Source organism: Lactobacillus iners DSM 13335 (assembly GCF_000160875.1).
Classification (GTDB): domain Bacteria; phylum Bacillota; class Bacilli; order Lactobacillales; family Lactobacillaceae; genus Lactobacillus; species Lactobacillus iners.
This window is the reverse complement of record NZ_GG700805.1, coordinates 416,954-432,132: the sequence shown is the minus strand read 5'-3', so window position 1 is coordinate 432,132 and position 15,179 is coordinate 416,954. Positions and strand designations below refer to the sequence as shown.

Sequence of the window (15,179 nt, the reverse complement as noted above, 5' to 3'; positions counted from 1 at the left end):
ACTACAGTCTCGACGTAGATTATCTCACTGAAATGAATATATTGCTTTCGCTAGCTTGCAATTGCTTGCTATAATTTGTAAAATACAGACAGAAAGGAGTGTGAATATCATGGCAAATACCAATGTTGTATATGCACGAATCGACACCACACTTAAAGAAAATGCTGAAAGCATTTTGAACCAGCTTGGCATAACACCGTCTTCTGCAATTCAAATGCTTTATAGTCAAATCGTTTTACAAAAAGGCATGCCCTTTGAACTTCGCCTGCCAGTAAATAAACCTATTGCTTTAGGCAGTATCACTCGTGATGAGTTGGATAAGGAATTGCAGAAAGGCTTAGACTCTCTAAGATCTGGCAAATCTTATAGTGCAGATGAAGTAGATCTGTTCTTTGCAAAGGAATATGGTGCATGAGTACAACTTATAACATCATCTATTCTCCGCAAGCGTTCCTTGATCTCAGCGAATTATACGAGTATATCCGTTTTACTTTGCAAGTTCCTAAAACAGCCGAAAAACAGGTGAGTCGCATTAGAAAAACTATCCGCTCTCTTAACACTATGCCTATGCGCCATCCGCTTGTAGAGTGGGAGCCGTGGCATTCTATGGGAATACGCAGGGTTCCCATAGATAACTACACGGCTTTTTACCTCGTAGATGAAGATAAATGTAGCGTGACGGTTGTTCGTATCTTTTATGCAGGCAGAAACATCAAAAATATTATCAACAACAAATAATGAAAATTCGACAATATGGTCAAAATCATGACTTGGTGCCAATGAACTTTTTTGACGCATAGGTCAAATAATTTCAGTAAACTAGCTAGATGCAAAGAATATGCTTTTATATGTGTGCAAAAATCGAATTTCATTTCTTATGATCAACTGTCATGCCAAAACACTAAAAGCATGTACAAAACGCGGAAAATAAAAATCAGGAGAATGCGAAAATCAAAACTGAAAAACACATTCTTCTGACCAATTCCGAACCAACTACTGGTTCTTACTTATCACGCAACTTACCAACTTGAGTAAATTCCTTATCCCCAACACACATCTTCTTATCAGTGAACTTTACTCGCATCATTCTGCTAATAATATACTCATCCGTTATCAACACAAAAAATTGCTTTTCTTTTTTATTCACCAAGTAATACTGTGCACTGCCAATACTCTCTACAGCTTTACCGAATGCAAAGGTATCAAACAAAGGAATATCACTGAACAAAGTAGTAATCCACCCGATAAAATTATCCATAAACTTTTCAGACGAATTTGGAATAAACTTCGTCACTGTGAGCATAATAATTTCAGCGTCTGCATATTCATCGCGAATAATTTGTTCCTTTATCTTGATTTTCTTACGAACACCCAATTTTGCATTAAGACCATACTTCGCTACATCAATAGGCTTCTTAATGATTGACAAATCAATAGCATTGTCTTTATCCAACAAATAGTCGACAGTAACACCTAGTGCATCCGCAATCACCTTCAAATTTGCAACATCCGGCAGACCGCGACCACCTTCCCACTTCGCTACCGCAGCACGCGAAACCATAATCATTTCAGCAAGTTCTTCCTGAGTTAAACCCGCTTCCACGCGTGCATTTCTGATTTTCTCTCCTAACAACATCGTATAACTCCTTTCATTGGCTATGAGTTTTCGTTCTTAACGATTTTTTTTGCTCGTAATGCAATTAATAATTGCACTGCATAATTACATGATAACGAGCAACATATGAATAGAAAAGAAACGAACGAGAATACAAGCGTTACGAATCGTAACATGGCATTTTCTTAACACATGTGCACATAATTATGTGAAAATAGCCGTTTCAAAAGAAATGTATACAAAACTAACAGAGAGCGTACAAAATACAAGCGTGCAACAAAAGCTGCTAATCCACTTTTGACATCAATACTATCGTCTCAACGTGGATTGAGAGAACTCCAAGTATATCTACACTTTTTTGAGTGCACACTATGGATAACGAAAAACCTTTTAACGATAGGAGGGGCTATCGTTAAAAGGTTTAGGACTCGCTTGATAGTGCGTTACATTACAATTGTTCCAGTTGCGTAGCCTGATCTCTTATCGCGTAAATAACCGCAAGTATTTGGACTTCTCTTTTATTCTCATCAACACAAAAGTAAACGTAATAATTTTTTTACGCGTATTCTTCTAAAACCAAGCTCACCCCATGGCTGCCCATCAGCAGTCAAGCTCTTTAAAAACATCATCTATCGGATAACTATCACTTTGAGCCGCCTGATCATAGCCTTTAGCCATCAACGCATTAAACGTTTTCTCATTCATATCATCTTGTGCTAAAAGCGACTTTGGAATAGTAAGCGAAAACGGAATACCCTTATTAAGAATGATTTGACGATAAAACATGTCAATAGCAGTCTAGGAATTCCAATAGTTTCCAGAATCTGCTCCGCCTGCTGCTTAATATTTTCTTGTATTCTTACATTCACATTCGCTGTTTTAGTAACTGCCATATCAATCAACCTCCATACGCATGTTGCATATTGTAATACATCTGTACGGATGAGATTTCTCGACTGTCATATACGATTTTTATGTTCGCATTACTGCATCAGATAGCACGATCAAGCACCATAATGGTGGAGAAGCTCTGCTTATTTTCTCGTTTGAGCCTGAACGTAAAAATATCGGATAAAGGGAAGGAAATGAATTTACACCACTTTTAGGACTTGACCTATGAAATAATTAATAGTTCCATTTTCAATCAATATATAGAGACCGAGTCCAATAAACACGACAGGTACAATTACTTTTTCGTACTTTTCCACAGTCTCTCCGATAGCAGAAATTGAGGAGAGATTTTGAGATAATTTGCATAGAATCAAAATCCCTAAGGCAAATATTACTAAACTTATACTAATCTCAATCAAACTCTTTCCTGTAAAATAGGGGATATAAATTCCTAAATTATCTCCACCCATTGCTACTGTTAAACTTGTAAATGCTAAGATTTTTGATCCATCTCCGGTAATTTTCTCCTCGATATCTTCTTCATCAATATCTTCATCCACAAAAATTGCTCTTATACCAAGACCTAGCGGAATTAGACCAAGGAGTCCGATAATCCAATCTTGTGGAATAAAATTTAAAAAGTAAGCGGCAATAAGACTAACCAGTACAAGCAGTCCTGTACCTAAATACTGCCCTACATAAATTGATTTCAAACCTTTCTTTCCTTGACTAGCGAATAAAATAGTCAAGACAACTAAGTAGTCAATGGATGTAGAAACAAAAACTAATAAAGCGGATACTATTGTTTCCATTATTTCTCCTTTCAAAATGTTTAATGTTTATAGCCAATCAAAATTGACTGCACACACATTGTGCCTCGGCAGTTGCCAATGGAGACATTTTAAGAAATAACTTCACAATTTTCCCACCTTTCCTTGAAATATTACTTGTGAAATTTACTTAAATTATATGATTTTGTCAAATATGCTGATAGATATCCACGCAAACTGTGAAGATTGAAAATATATAAAATTAGATAGACCAAACATTATTCATATAAATAAAGCCATTGTTTTCAAAAGTCTTATAGTCTATTATTTTATTTTCTTGACAACAAACAAATTGATTCTAAATGGATTGAGAGAACTCCTAATACGTCAGTCCTTTTTCGAGTGCACACTATGGATAGCGAAAAACCTTTTAACGATAGGAGGGGCTATCGTTAAAAGGTTTAGGACTCTCTTGACAGTGCGTTACATTACAATTGCTCCAGTTGCGTAGCCTGATCTCTTATCGCGTAAATAACCGCAAGTATTTGGACTTCTCTTTTATTCTCATCAACACAAAAGTAAACATAATAATTTTTTTACGCGTATTCTTCTAAAACCAAGCTCACCCCATGGCTGCCCATCAGCGGTCAAGCTCTTCAAAAACATCATCTATCGGATAACTATCACTTTGAGCCGCCTGATCATAACCTTTAGCCATCAACGCGTTAAACGTTTTCTCATCCATATCATCTTGTGCTGGAAGCGACTTCGGAATAGTAAGCGAAAACGGAATACCCTTATTAAGAATGATTTGACGATAAAACATGTCAATAGCAGTAGCCCTAGGAATTCCAATAGTTTCCAAAATCTGCTCCGCCTGCTGCTTAATATTTTATTGTATTCTCACATTCACATTCGCATTTTTAGTAACTGCCATATCAATCAACCTCAATACCCATATAACAAATTATTGTGTCGCATATTGTAACACAATTGCACGAATGGGATTTTTCGACTGATATATACACTTTCAACATTCGCACTAAACATCAAGTGCAAAATACTACTATTTCTTCTTATATCCTATAGCAACATTACCTTTTTTCTTAAACCCTGGTACTTTTAGAACAGCAGAGCCTGGCTTGTCTTTTAAATCAAATTTTCCAACTAAAAATAAAGCTTTAAGCCCTGGACCAGGTAAATTGAACGATGAGTTAACTAATTTGATATGCTTATCTCCAAGAGTGACTTTAGACAAATCTTGATGAGAATCAAGAATATCTCGTGAAACAAAGAGATACAATTCATCCTTATTCATATAGTTTTCTGGTATACGAAACTCTTCACGAGACACTGCTACCGTTTCCCAATGATACGACGCAAGCTTTGCTTTTTCCTCATCGTCAGTGCACCCAGCAAGAGAAAAGAGAGAACCTAACAGCAGAAGCATAACAAGACAACTTTGAAAAATAGTTTTACAAAAAATAGTTTTATTCCTCATAACACTACTAACCTCCTTTTCGTTAACACGACTCTACATCAAATGATCATAAAACAGATTATTAAGTAAACAAGATCTCCCATTCGCTCTGATTACTGTAATAATTTTAATAAATATACTATTTTTTTATTAATTTGTCTAGATAGTAATCACGCTTTATTTCCATAAACTTACGTCTCTCCCTATTTAGAATTATTTCCATAACGGACATATTTTGAAGTTGGATTTACAAAATGAATTTATACCAACGTTAGAGCTGGCTGAAATGGTTAATGTCAGAAGAGAAACTATTGTTCATCTAGAAAATGGTAGATATAACCCGTCTTTGAAACTGGTCATGGATATCGCAAAAATTTTCAAAGTAAAAGTGGAAGATTTATTTGAATTTACTGATAAGTAATCTATTGGGAAGTCTGTCTAAATTTTGAGTGTACAGAATGGATAGTGGGGTCACTTTTTAACGAAGAAAAAGCTATCGTTAAAAGGTTTAAGATTGGCATGATAGCTTAATTTTTGAGCATAAAAACAGCCTAGAGAGGATTCCCCCCTAGGCTTACTTTTGTAATATTTCAAATTCTCACATTCTTTTGGCTTTTACGATGCCCTTTCAATATTCACACTAATCTCTGCTTTAAAAGTTATGCTGAATCTGTCCTCGTAAACTTTTATTTTCTTGATGTACTTTCTTACCAGCTTCTCGTAATATTCACTAATATCGTGACGCTCACTTTTTAAGAAAATCTTCCATTTATCTGATTCGTATTTTATCATCTTCTTGACCTGCTTTTTCTATAAGAAGCTGCTGTTTCTTACCTTTAAGCTCATCAATCTCGTTGGCAGTTTTCGTATATAGTTTCATTACGTGTTGAATACAATGAAACTTTAGCCTTGAATTCTGAAACCTTTTTAGGCATCAAAAAAGACGGTATTACTACCGCCTTAATTATTTACACATAACGTATTTATATTTAGATTTCTATTTCATAGAAACTTGATCCTTGCTAAGCTCTACAAACTGGGATTTGTTGTAGTCATCTCCCATTTTCTTTAATTCCATATGTAATACACAAGCAAATACTATCTCAATAATACATGCCGCAACAGCAACCGTTGTGCCGTTTAATGCACATCCTAAAATCAAGGAAATCATTGGAATGGAAATTGCTGCAACTGTATATCCCTTTGATTGATACAACCATGAATAGGGAAATAAATGTGCTCCAAACACCATAGCGTATACCATAATCATCTTTTCCGGAACCGCACTAAACACCCACATAACGATTAATAAATAAATCATTTGATTTAAGGTGAAAATGAAGCCTAATTGTCCAAGTGGATTTTGTTTTGAAAAGATATCCATCTTTATAAGTTTACCAATGAGCCAAGCCAGCGGTAATAATGGGCATGAACAGCAAAATACCAATAAATTTTTCATATTCATATTGATATCTAAAATTGACACAAGTACTATCAGAAGCCATATAATCACCGATGCCATGATAAATGGTAACCCTTTTTTCTGCTGAATTGCAATTTCTTTTCTTAATTCATCCACCATTTTCTCCTCCAGAAATTTAAATTTGCCTACACTGCCTTAATCTTATAATTTATCAATTCAATAAATGCTATCACAGTCGCTCCTATCATCGCAAGCCCATAGGGACTAAATAGGAAACCAGGATGGCAGTGTGGGAGACTTGATCTGTCTATACAAGCAGGACGGTCATTTTGCTTTCGCTTCAGCATATCTATCTTTGCCCCACCAATTTGGCATGAGCTCCTTCAACGTGACAGTCTTCCGCTGTTCAAATTCCTCCATAATCTCCATTTTTTCATTTTCTTCATTCAATTGATAAAAGAACTCTCTACACGCTCCACAAGGCATACCGCTTCCCGCACCATAAGGTGCCTTGTCGCGGAATGCGATCAGACGCTTCACCTTCGTCTGTCCGCTATTCACATACATATTAAGAGCGGCCACGCGTTCTGCACACAAATTAAGAACCCCACTACAGCTCTCAATGCAGAAACCTGTGAAAATTTCTCCGTTTTCAGCTTCTATTGCACATACAACATGATGTGCGTAAACGAATGGAGAAACTTCCTCCGGATGAAATTGTGGCTTCGCCTTTTCATACATTGTATCCCAAATATCCATATATTCCTTTTCTCCTAAAATACCTGAATTTATCGCATAGTTATTAAGATTCTTATAAACAAAAGACCCGACTTGGTCCGCATTGTTAAGAGGCGTGTCGGGTACTGTTAGTTGCTATAGTATACTATTGGTGGTTATTTGTCAATTTTAATGAAATATGTTTATGTAACGATCCCTTGCCATAATGGTAGGCTTACTTAATCTCTTTCATCTGTAACTATATGCTCTACACCTCTATGCTCCGATTTAAGATATTCTTTCATAAATGTCGGGTAAGCCTTGCACTTATCAAGCTCATCTATAGGTAACCAATGCATTGTCTCTTTAGCACCTGACTCTGTAGTGCTTTGGCTCGTAAAATCTCTTTTGCCCATGGGCTTCATCATGTAGTAGAATGTAAGCTCATGGAAGTCTACTCCTTTTAAGCCAGAGCTGCCGATGAAGAAGTTCTCGTGTATGACAGCAAGGTGATCGACCTCGTAATTAAGACCTGTCTCTTCAAATACTTCTCTCTTTACGGCTTCTTCTGATGTCTCGCCCATGTGAACCGCTCCGCCAACTGAGTAGTAATAGTCGTCCTCATCATTTCCTGCAAATAGCACACAACCTTCTTCGACTATGATGGCTGCTGCTCTATATCTAAATGCTTTTTTATCGTTAATAAATCCGCAATTATGTTCCATAGTTTACTCCTTTATTTTTTATCTTTTGTAAGTCTTTACCTCTTTGTCACGCTTCTTAAAATAGCCAAAGATATGAATCAAATCGCCTTTTTCAAATCTTCTTTTGTTGCTAATGTGCTGATTTTATCTTTTATTTTTTCTATATAATTTTTGTTTTTGTTGGTTTGAATAGCAATTTGCACTAATTCTTTTGAACCGATAAAATCTTGATTCTCAATAATAAAGTCTTTCATCTGCTTAAATGTTCTAATTAAAACTCTGCTTTGCCTAATCGCAAGTTCACCTCTTAATACCGTCATAATCATGTAAATACCTTGTTCTGTAAAGGCATTTGGTAGGTACCTCGAGCCACCCCAACTTGAGGTGAAATTTTTGCACCTCAAGTTTTCAAACTCATTCTCGGTCAGTTGAAACATAAAATCTTCGCCTTCAAACTTTTCAATATTGTTTTTTACCTGTCTATTAAAGTTTTTAGTTTCATAACCATATATTTTGATAATTCGTTCGGGACATGCCTCTCAAAAGAAAGGTCGCTTTTAATCTAGAAAACAATGTCATATAGCCTTTATCTACCAAACAAACCTTACTCTCACAAAAACTGCAAATTTCTTTCTCTATTAGTTACTAATCCTATTATTTCATCAATAAGCTCATATGGACTACTATTGTGAAACCACCACTCATAATCCTGTAGTTTTTCTGTCGTACCTAATTCAAAATTTTGGCACAAAGAATTAGTTGATAATTTCTTTAATAGTGTACTCTTCCCGGCATCGTTAGCACCTTCAAAGCAAAAGATCACACTATTCATTACACTTATCTCCAACTATCTTTGAGAATCTATTCTTATCAAACTTTGGAAAAATTTCCAATCTAGAAATTTCACTAATTCTAATCCATATAGGTTGATATACATTATCTAGATTACTTCTTGACTTCTCTTCACCATGAATACTAAGCCCACCTTGCTTATAACCAGTTTTTGCAAAGAAAAATACATTATCATCACCATTTAGTGACCCAATTATTTCTGATTCATTAATATTTAAATCTAATTCCTCAGAAATTTCTCTAATTGCAGCATGTTGAACACTCTCTCCAACTACTACCTTCCCGCCAGGAACAACATAATATTCTCTTCCGTCTTTATATCTTTTAATTATAACAACATAATCTCCAGTTTTATCAATAACAAACATACTTGCTCGCATAAATCATTCCTTCTCAATAATTTGAATTTTTTACAAAAATTAAACTACATTTTGTTTATAGTATATAATGTTAGAAAAAGATAAGTAAATTTATCCAACATTTCAAATATAGTAGTTATATAATTCTAAAAAAATTAACTAGTTAAAATTCTATTAATTATAATATTCTTTAACAAATGTACACCTAAATATTTTATCCACCGACAATAATAATGATATCCATTACCAACAACAAAATTGGCACAAGTTTTAAAATTTTCTTCATTTCTTACCTCCTTTTTGTTTTTAATTATTGTGTAATAAATAAAAGCAATACAAAATTTTGTTGGTAAAGCGGGAAAAATGAAATCAAAATTTGGTATAACACTTGAAAAGTCCATAAAAGTAAACAGATTAGTTTATATTCTTTAGCTGATGATCATCTCTCTAAATCACAGATCTCTCGTTTTGAGCGAGGTGAGTCAGAGATATCTTGTATTCGACTTATCAATATTTTAGATAAATTACATATCTCATTAGAGGAATTTCTCATTATCCATAATAATAACTTCACTAAAACTGAATCATTGCCACCTTAATGCAATATATTCGTAAACAATATTTATCACAAAATATTGATAACATAGCATTATTGCTTTCAAATTCTTCAAATTATAATTTAAATCCTTTTGAAAAAACAATGATAAAATCAATTCTGCATACACTAGACAATAAGATTATTCCATCAGAAGAAGAATTAGTTAAACTAACAGATTATCTCTTCAAGGTTGAAAAATGGGGTTACTACGAAATCATTATATTAGGTAATTGTGCAAGAACTATTAACTACAATTCCTACTACCTATTAACAAAGGAAATGTTGAACAATTATATCTACTCATCGCTCAGCAAAACTAATAAAAGATTAGTTGCTCAGCTAGCAATAAATTGCTTGATTTTAAGCGTAGATAAGAAAGAATTTTCTACTTGTACTCATCTAATTAGTAAGATAGAGAGATTACTGGATAGTGAACTAAATTATTATGAACAAACTGTTTTTCTATATGCAACAGGATATTTTGAATTTAAGATGAATTCAACCAATAGTGTTGAAAAAATGAACAAGCTATCCATGTATTTGATATTTTAGGAGAACATCAAATAAAATCTCAATATCTCGAACACTACAAAAAATATGTTAAGGAAAATTATCATTTACCACCCTGGGTGCAAAGTGTGTGCACCTTTTAACGTTAACATCCCGTGCACTCGACCCCAGAGCGTCGACATGTTTCCTCATAAAACCGCGAGAACCCAGCCTAAAGCCACCACTCACTAACCCTTTTAACGATAGCCCTCGCAAACCCCTGCTACACAAGGGCAAATTTGCACCCACCTAATCAGCCTTTGACATCAACACAACACTCTCGACGTGGCTCGAGAGAACCCCAAGCATAGCTACACTTTTTAACGATAGCTTTTTCTATCGTTAAAAAGTTTAAGATGGATTATCTCACTGAAATAAATATATTGCTTTCATCTGCTTGCATTGCTTGCTGCCAATTGTAAAATGCAGACAAAAAGGAGTGTGAATATCATGGCAAATACCAATGTTATATATGTGCGAATCGACACCACCCTTAAAGAAAATGCTGAAAACATTTTGAACCAGCTTGGCATAACACCGTCTTCTGCGATTCAAATGCTTTACAGCCAGATTGTTTTACAAAAAGGCATGCCATTTGAACTCCGATTGCCAACTAATAAGCAAGAAAAACCGCTTGGTTTAGGCAACTTAACAAGAGATTAGTTAGGTAAAGAATTACAAAAAGGCATCGACTCACTTTCGACTGGAAAACAATACAGTGCGGATGAAGTAGACCAATTCTTCGCTAAGGAATATGGCGTATGAGCACAACCTATAGCGTCATTTATTCTCCGCAAGCGTCCCTTGATCTCAGCGAATTATACAAGTATATTCGTTTTACTTTGCAAGTTCCTAAAACGGCGGAAAAACAAGTCAACCACATTAGAAAAACCATACGCTCTCTCAGCACTATGCCTATGAGATATACGCTTGTTGGCTGGAAGCCACGATGTTCTAACGATGTTGTGAGCGTTAATGTATCAGTTAGCTGACTGAGATATTAACAGTGTTTATCCTTTTGTCTATAACACGTAATATTCACCAACTTAACTTTACAAATTTTTTGACTTATTATTCCATTTTTAGTGGTTCAGAAATTTTGGAGAAGTCTTCAAGAAATTTTTCGTCGAAATTCTCATCGATATGCTTATAACAATTACGTATATTTGATTCTTCATATTCACGCAAAAGCTGATATAATTTTGTGTTCATGCTTATTGTCAGTGTCTCATTATCATTAATACGTATTGGAACATTCATACAATTAGCACATTTCTCAATATTTTTTTCTTCTTTAAACAGTAAATATATTGGTTCATAATATAGCCAAATAAGGAGAGACTTTGGAATATTAAGTGTCTCACTTCCTTTGGGTTCAGGATCCCTCAAATAACATTTAACCATACTCTTATTATCATGTACTACTGCACTTACGATTCCATTTGATGGTTTTGCCCCATTAACATATTTTATAGCTTGCACTTGCTTCTTTGCTTTTATCAGCGTTCTATTGTCTAATCTGGTTCTACCTTTTGCTTCAAAAATTGAATAAATATTTACGTATTTATTAAAAGCAATTAAATCCGGTCGTTTGGGGGAATTAAATTTTACGCTCATATATCTTTTTACGATATTCAAATGAACCAAATAATCAAATCCAAAAATTTTACTACTTACTAGCTTAGTAATGAACATTCCAATATAATAATTTAAATATGCACATTCTGTGGAATCTAAATAGTGCATTTTTTTAGAAAAAATCAGATATCTATGAGAATCTACTTCTAAAGCAGTATTTAATAAATAAAATTTGTACATAATTTCTTCTATCCTTGATATAAGAATTTTTTCAGTAGGAAGAACATATGGCATACCACAGGTAATAACCGATTCATATAATTCCTTACCAGTAAATTCTAGTTCTGTCATTCCGTTAAAGTATCTTTTTGCGTCATGAATATTAAAATCAGAGTAGTCAATTAATATTTTATATTTTTTTCTGAGTGATAACATTTAGTATTCTCCTTATACACCGAATTCTGTGCCATTTTTAGAATTTATTCTTTGTATTTATTATAGATGAAGACCATTTATTATTTAATTTAAAGTAATATAAAAACGTATTAGAATTTATAATTGTTACACCTTTTATCCGAATTGTAGGCTAAAAGTGTGTGAAGCTAAACTGATGGGTATTGTGTGCACCTTTTAACGATCGAAGCAAGCTATCGTTAAAAGGTTTGCCATTTATTAACAAATCATAAATGCTTCAAATCCACTAGCAGAAAACAAACAGTTTCAGAATACAAAAAGGCGGTTAGATTTTACTCTAATAACCTTTTACGCATTATAATTATTAAATTTTATTCGTTTGTTTCTCCTGCAATATCTATATATTCCTTTAATTTTCGTTGCAACAAATTCTTATCTATCAGTTTTAATGTATACTCAGATACCATTGTAGGCGAAAGACTTCTACTTAATGCAAATTCTACTACCTCATCATCTTTTGAAGCACAAAGGATTACTCCTACGCTTGGATTTTCAGTTTGTTTCTTTACTTCTCTATCCAGTGCTTCTAAATAGAGGTTCATTTTTCCGATATATTCCGGTTTAAACTCTCCAATTTTTAATTCAAATGCAACTAAACAGGATAATCCCCTATGATAGAATAGCAAATCTATATAGTAATCATGATTGCCAACCTGTACCCTATACTCATTACCTATAAAAGAAAAATCTTTACCAATCTCTAAAATAAAGTTCTTCAAATTCTCTAGAATTGACTTCTGAAATTCTCTTTCATTCCCAAGCTCGGGAGCATCGATAAATTCTAAAACATAACTGTCCATAAACGAATTATGCGTCTCTTGTTTTACCCTTCTTAACTTGAGTTATATCAAGTCTTATTACTACTTTTTCGAACTATCGTATCCCGACCAAAACAGCTCACACTTTTAGTAAGAATAATATCAAGATTACCTTTTTCACACTCTTCAATCATGCGATTAAACTTAGATATTGATGAACCGACCTTAGCCAAGGTGGGTGCACCTTTTAACGTTAACATCCTGTGCACTCGACCCCAGAGCGTAGACATGTTTCCTCAAACAGCAACCCAAAAAACGCGAGAACCCAGCCTAAAGCCGCCACAAGCTAAACCTTTTAAAGATAACCCTCGCTCACAAAGGCAAATTTGCACCCACCTAATCTGCCCTAGAAATCAATACGACAATCTCAACGTGAGATTTTTAGGCTATTTCCAACTGACTTGATAAGTTAATTTTTCAGCATTTTCTTGAATTTCCATATTTATCTCGATTAGGCTATTTTCCAATAGCAACTTGCTTTCTTCCATATATACGTGTGATATTATATATACCTGACGATTTCCATTCTCCAGCAACAACTATAATCTTATCTCTGTTATTATATATCTCAGAACGAATAGTTTTATATGTGATTTCATCAAAAAATGATAATATAAAAGAATATTTTTGGCTATACATGGGAGCGACTAAATATATTTCTTTCTTTTTGTTATCATATAACTTTCCTTTAACAGCTGCCTCAATTATCTTCTTGCCAAAGCAGCCCCTCGGATATCTATATTCACTTCTATCATCCAATAACATTTCTCCTATTTCTTTATCACCATATTTCAAATTTGCTGGCATACTCTTACACATAGAATAAATTTGCTTTATTGTCCTTAGTGGATGTGCTCTCGGCTCTCCAATGCTATGTCCATCAATTTTCTTTTCTTTTTTAGGATTTCCTGTTACAACTAGAAGACCATCAATTGCATTATTAAAAACAAATTCTGACTCATCGAATTTATTTTTATCGAATTCCGAACTACTAGTTCCAAATGGACAATTCAAGATATGTTTATACATTGGTTTTGTTGCTCTAAAATAAGCACTTTTACTCCCTTCTATAGCACAAATGTAAAGTTTAGCTTTGCATTTCGGATTGGGGCAATAAAAAGTCTCATTTCTATCCTCTTTTATAGCTTGACTTGAATATAGTACTATTTTTCTTTCTATATCTCTATATGCATAATTTGACATCTTCAAACCTCCTATTTTATGTTAAAATACGGTTTTTATTCTTCGAACTATACTTAGTAGTATTTCTGTGTATTCCATTATCATCAACGACTACATTGCTGCGTTTATGTTTTTCTTCCTGAACAGCATCGAACATTTCTTTTGAAATGATTGCCGGATGAAAATTGTTCAATTTATAAATCTGACCTTCTTTGCCACCTGCATTAACAACCAAAATACCTATGTACTTTTCATTACTCAGTATTTCTTCTATAAAACCCCAAGCTGCCAGGCATAAACACCTCTACTTTCTGAAATAGCCTAATATAATTCAATATATCCTTAAATGATTATTAGCCTATTTCTACTCTCTCTTTTTCATAAATCACAAGTAAACACTTCTGTATAATCGACCCAATCTCAATAGTTTTGTCTATCCAACTGTAAAAATACCAAGGCTTTATACATTTTTTCAGACAAATTTTGCAGTCTAATTTTTAATTTTAAAATCTCAAAAGAACCTTATTTTTAGACTTTTTCACACTATCATTATGTGTTTTAGTCAACAGAACCACGCTCTCTGTATGGATTGATTGAACACTAAGTATGTGAGGTAGACTTGTCTGTATATGGAAACATATCTATAAACCTTTTAACGATATGTAGAAGTTATCGTTAAATTATTTAATCCATATATAACAAATCAGTGTCTAGCAGCAACTTGAGGTGAATAGCCAACAAGTCCATCAAATCCAAGTCCAGGAATATGAAGAACATCTAACTCATTTAGCTTTACTCTTCCTTGTTTTTCTGTTCCTTCATCGGAATCGCTGACAAAGTATTCATAGTAGATTTGACCCTTATCATCTCTATCTACTTTCATCCTATCTGGCATAAGTGGATAGAGTCCTAGGACTTCACCCTTACCATTTCTGATAATCTGAACATAGGCATTACACCAAAGAAGTAAATGTGTCATCATGGTTTCTCTAAAGATTTGATTCATCATATAGCACCTTGTATAAGGGATGTTCTATGGTCTTAACTGTTCCAATCTCTGTTCTTTCATAAACATGAAGTAGCAAGCTTGCCACTTCTTCAGAGAGTATTCGAACACAGCTATATACTGCTGTCATCTGCATAGCCGAGCGTTCATTTACTCTTCTTTC

22 protein-coding genes and 3 pseudogenes are annotated in these 15,179 nt (G+C 34.0%); 6 read left to right on the top strand and 19 right to left on the bottom strand.

What is annotated here, in order from left to right; translation table 11 throughout:
- Positions 1–109 precede the first annotated feature (109 nt).
- Positions 110–415, top strand: coding sequence for a type II toxin-antitoxin system RelB/DinJ family antitoxin (locus tag HMPREF0520_RS04140; RefSeq protein ID WP_006729666.1), 306 nt, complete (start codon positions 110–112; stop codon positions 413–415).
- Complete coding sequence (locus HMPREF0520_RS04135) at positions 412–738, top strand: type II toxin-antitoxin system RelE/ParE family toxin (RefSeq protein ID WP_006729665.1); 327 nt, start codon at positions 412–414, stop codon at positions 736–738. Before HMPREF0520_RS04140 ends, HMPREF0520_RS04135 begins: the two co-directional genes overlap by 4 nt.
- A gap of 265 nt (positions 739–1,003) precedes the next feature.
- On the opposite strand, the gene HMPREF0520_RS04130 is transcribed toward HMPREF0520_RS04135, so the two are convergent.
- The 5 genes and pseudogenes from HMPREF0520_RS04130 to HMPREF0520_RS04110 form a co-directional block, all read right to left on the bottom strand.
- Positions 1,004–1,636, bottom strand: coding sequence for a helix-turn-helix domain-containing protein (locus HMPREF0520_RS04130; protein WP_006729664.1), 633 nt, complete (start codon positions 1,634–1,636; stop codon positions 1,004–1,006).
- 579 nt (positions 1,637–2,215) lie between these two features.
- Positions 2,216–2,508: pseudogene (locus HMPREF0520_RS06360) on the bottom strand (type II toxin-antitoxin system RelB/DinJ family antitoxin).
- 198 nt (positions 2,509–2,706) lie between these two features.
- The gene (locus HMPREF0520_RS04120; protein WP_006729662.1) at positions 2,707–3,318 is read right to left on the bottom strand and encodes a CadD family cadmium resistance transporter; all 612 of its coding nucleotides are present in this window, start codon (positions 3,316–3,318) and stop codon (positions 2,707–2,709) included.
- Between the two features lie 598 nt (positions 3,319–3,916).
- The gene (locus tag HMPREF0520_RS04115) at positions 3,917–4,165 is read right to left on the bottom strand and encodes a type II toxin-antitoxin system RelB/DinJ family antitoxin (RefSeq protein ID WP_228487861.1); all 249 of its coding nucleotides are present in this window, start codon (positions 4,163–4,165) and stop codon (positions 3,917–3,919) included.
- Between the two features lie 177 nt (positions 4,166–4,342).
- On the bottom strand, positions 4,343–4,777 hold the full coding sequence (locus HMPREF0520_RS04110) for a hypothetical protein (RefSeq protein WP_006729660.1): 435 nt from the start codon (positions 4,775–4,777) through the stop codon (positions 4,343–4,345).
- Between the two features lie 265 nt (positions 4,778–5,042).
- On the opposite strand from HMPREF0520_RS04110, the gene HMPREF0520_RS04105 reads away from it, so the two are divergent.
- Entirely contained in the window at positions 5,043–5,177 is a 135-nt protein-coding gene (locus HMPREF0520_RS04105) for a helix-turn-helix transcriptional regulator (protein WP_228487860.1), read from the top strand.
- A gap of 576 nt (positions 5,178–5,753) precedes the next feature.
- Here the strand turns inward: HMPREF0520_RS04105 and HMPREF0520_RS04100 are convergent.
- From HMPREF0520_RS04100 to HMPREF0520_RS06560, 9 genes and pseudogenes are all read right to left on the bottom strand, one after another.
- Positions 5,754–6,338, bottom strand: a complete 585-nt coding sequence (locus tag HMPREF0520_RS04100) for a DUF7010 family protein (protein ID WP_006729658.1) — start codon at positions 6,336–6,338, stop codon at positions 5,754–5,756.
- A 26-nt stretch (positions 6,339–6,364) separates the two neighbouring features.
- Entirely contained in the window at positions 6,365–6,526 is a 162-nt protein-coding gene (locus HMPREF0520_RS06520; RefSeq protein WP_228487829.1) for a CD1845 family protein, read from the bottom strand.
- Complete coding sequence (locus HMPREF0520_RS04095; protein ID WP_006729657.1) at positions 6,504–6,938, bottom strand: cytidine deaminase family protein; 435 nt, start codon at positions 6,936–6,938, stop codon at positions 6,504–6,506. Before HMPREF0520_RS04095 ends, HMPREF0520_RS06520 begins: the two co-directional genes overlap by 23 nt.
- 197 nt (positions 6,939–7,135) lie before the next feature.
- Positions 7,136–7,621 carry an NUDIX hydrolase gene (locus tag HMPREF0520_RS04090; RefSeq protein ID WP_006729656.1) on the bottom strand — a complete coding sequence of 162 codons (486 nt, stop codon included), beginning with the start codon at positions 7,619–7,621 and terminating at the stop codon, positions 7,136–7,138.
- Positions 7,622–7,639: 18 nt separating this feature from the next.
- Positions 7,640–7,717: pseudogene (locus tag HMPREF0520_RS06350) on the bottom strand (single-stranded DNA-binding protein); the annotation flags it as partial.
- Positions 7,699–8,064: an ORF6N domain-containing protein gene (locus HMPREF0520_RS04085; protein ID WP_428829112.1), complete on the bottom strand. Its 366-nt coding sequence runs from the start codon at positions 8,062–8,064 to the stop codon at positions 7,699–7,701. The gene HMPREF0520_RS04085 and the pseudogene HMPREF0520_RS06350, both read right to left, overlap by 19 nt.
- Before the next feature lie 146 nt (positions 8,065–8,210).
- Positions 8,211–8,432 carry a hypothetical protein gene (locus HMPREF0520_RS04080; RefSeq protein WP_006729654.1) on the bottom strand — a complete coding sequence of 74 codons (222 nt, stop codon included), beginning with the start codon at positions 8,430–8,432 and terminating at the stop codon, positions 8,211–8,213.
- A complete protein-coding gene (locus HMPREF0520_RS04075) occupies positions 8,425–8,832 on the bottom strand; it encodes an NUDIX domain-containing protein (protein ID WP_006729653.1) in 408 nt (135 codons plus the stop codon). The genes HMPREF0520_RS04080 and HMPREF0520_RS04075 overlap by 8 nt, the downstream gene beginning before the upstream one ends.
- A 193-nt stretch (positions 8,833–9,025) precedes the next feature.
- Positions 9,026–9,097, bottom strand: a complete 72-nt coding sequence (locus HMPREF0520_RS06560) for an SHP2/SHP3 family peptide pheromone (RefSeq protein ID WP_141557259.1) — start codon at positions 9,095–9,097, stop codon at positions 9,026–9,028.
- A gap of 77 nt (positions 9,098–9,174) precedes the next feature.
- Between HMPREF0520_RS06560 and HMPREF0520_RS04070 the strand changes: the two are divergent.
- From HMPREF0520_RS04070 to HMPREF0520_RS06250, 3 genes and pseudogenes are all read left to right on the top strand, one after another.
- Positions 9,175–10,062, top strand: a pseudogene (locus HMPREF0520_RS04070) (helix-turn-helix domain-containing protein).
- 346 nt (positions 10,063–10,408) lie between these two features.
- Entirely contained in the window at positions 10,409–10,621 is a 213-nt protein-coding gene (locus tag HMPREF0520_RS04065; protein ID WP_010221718.1) for a type II toxin-antitoxin system RelB/DinJ family antitoxin, read from the top strand.
- A 98-nt stretch (positions 10,622–10,719) separates the two neighbouring features.
- Positions 10,720–10,950, top strand: coding sequence for a type II toxin-antitoxin system RelE/ParE family toxin (locus HMPREF0520_RS06250; protein ID WP_006729649.1), 231 nt, complete (start codon positions 10,720–10,722; stop codon positions 10,948–10,950).
- 79 nt (positions 10,951–11,029) lie between these two features.
- On the opposite strand, the gene HMPREF0520_RS04060 is transcribed toward HMPREF0520_RS06250, so the two are convergent.
- The 5 genes from HMPREF0520_RS04060 to HMPREF0520_RS06460 all read right to left on the bottom strand — a co-directional run bounded on the left by HMPREF0520_RS04060 (position 11,030) and on the right by HMPREF0520_RS06460 (position 15,019).
- Positions 11,030–11,971: a hypothetical protein gene (locus HMPREF0520_RS04060; protein WP_006729648.1), complete on the bottom strand. Its 942-nt coding sequence runs from the start codon at positions 11,969–11,971 to the stop codon at positions 11,030–11,032.
- A gap of 350 nt (positions 11,972–12,321) precedes the next feature.
- Positions 12,322–12,810, bottom strand: coding sequence for a PDDEXK nuclease domain-containing protein (locus tag HMPREF0520_RS04055; RefSeq protein ID WP_006729647.1), 489 nt, complete (start codon positions 12,808–12,810; stop codon positions 12,322–12,324).
- Between the two features lie 474 nt (positions 12,811–13,284).
- Entirely contained in the window at positions 13,285–14,031 is a 747-nt protein-coding gene (locus tag HMPREF0520_RS04045; RefSeq protein WP_006729645.1) for a hypothetical protein, read from the bottom strand.
- 16 nt (positions 14,032–14,047) lie between these two features.
- On the bottom strand, positions 14,048–14,272 hold the full coding sequence (locus HMPREF0520_RS04040; RefSeq protein WP_080542452.1) for a recombinase family protein: 225 nt from the start codon (positions 14,270–14,272) through the stop codon (positions 14,048–14,050).
- 441 nt (positions 14,273–14,713) lie between these two features.
- Positions 14,714–15,019, bottom strand: a complete 306-nt coding sequence (locus HMPREF0520_RS06460) for a phage portal protein (RefSeq protein ID WP_237700140.1) — start codon at positions 15,017–15,019, stop codon at positions 14,714–14,716.
- Positions 15,020–15,179: the final 160 nt, after the last annotated feature.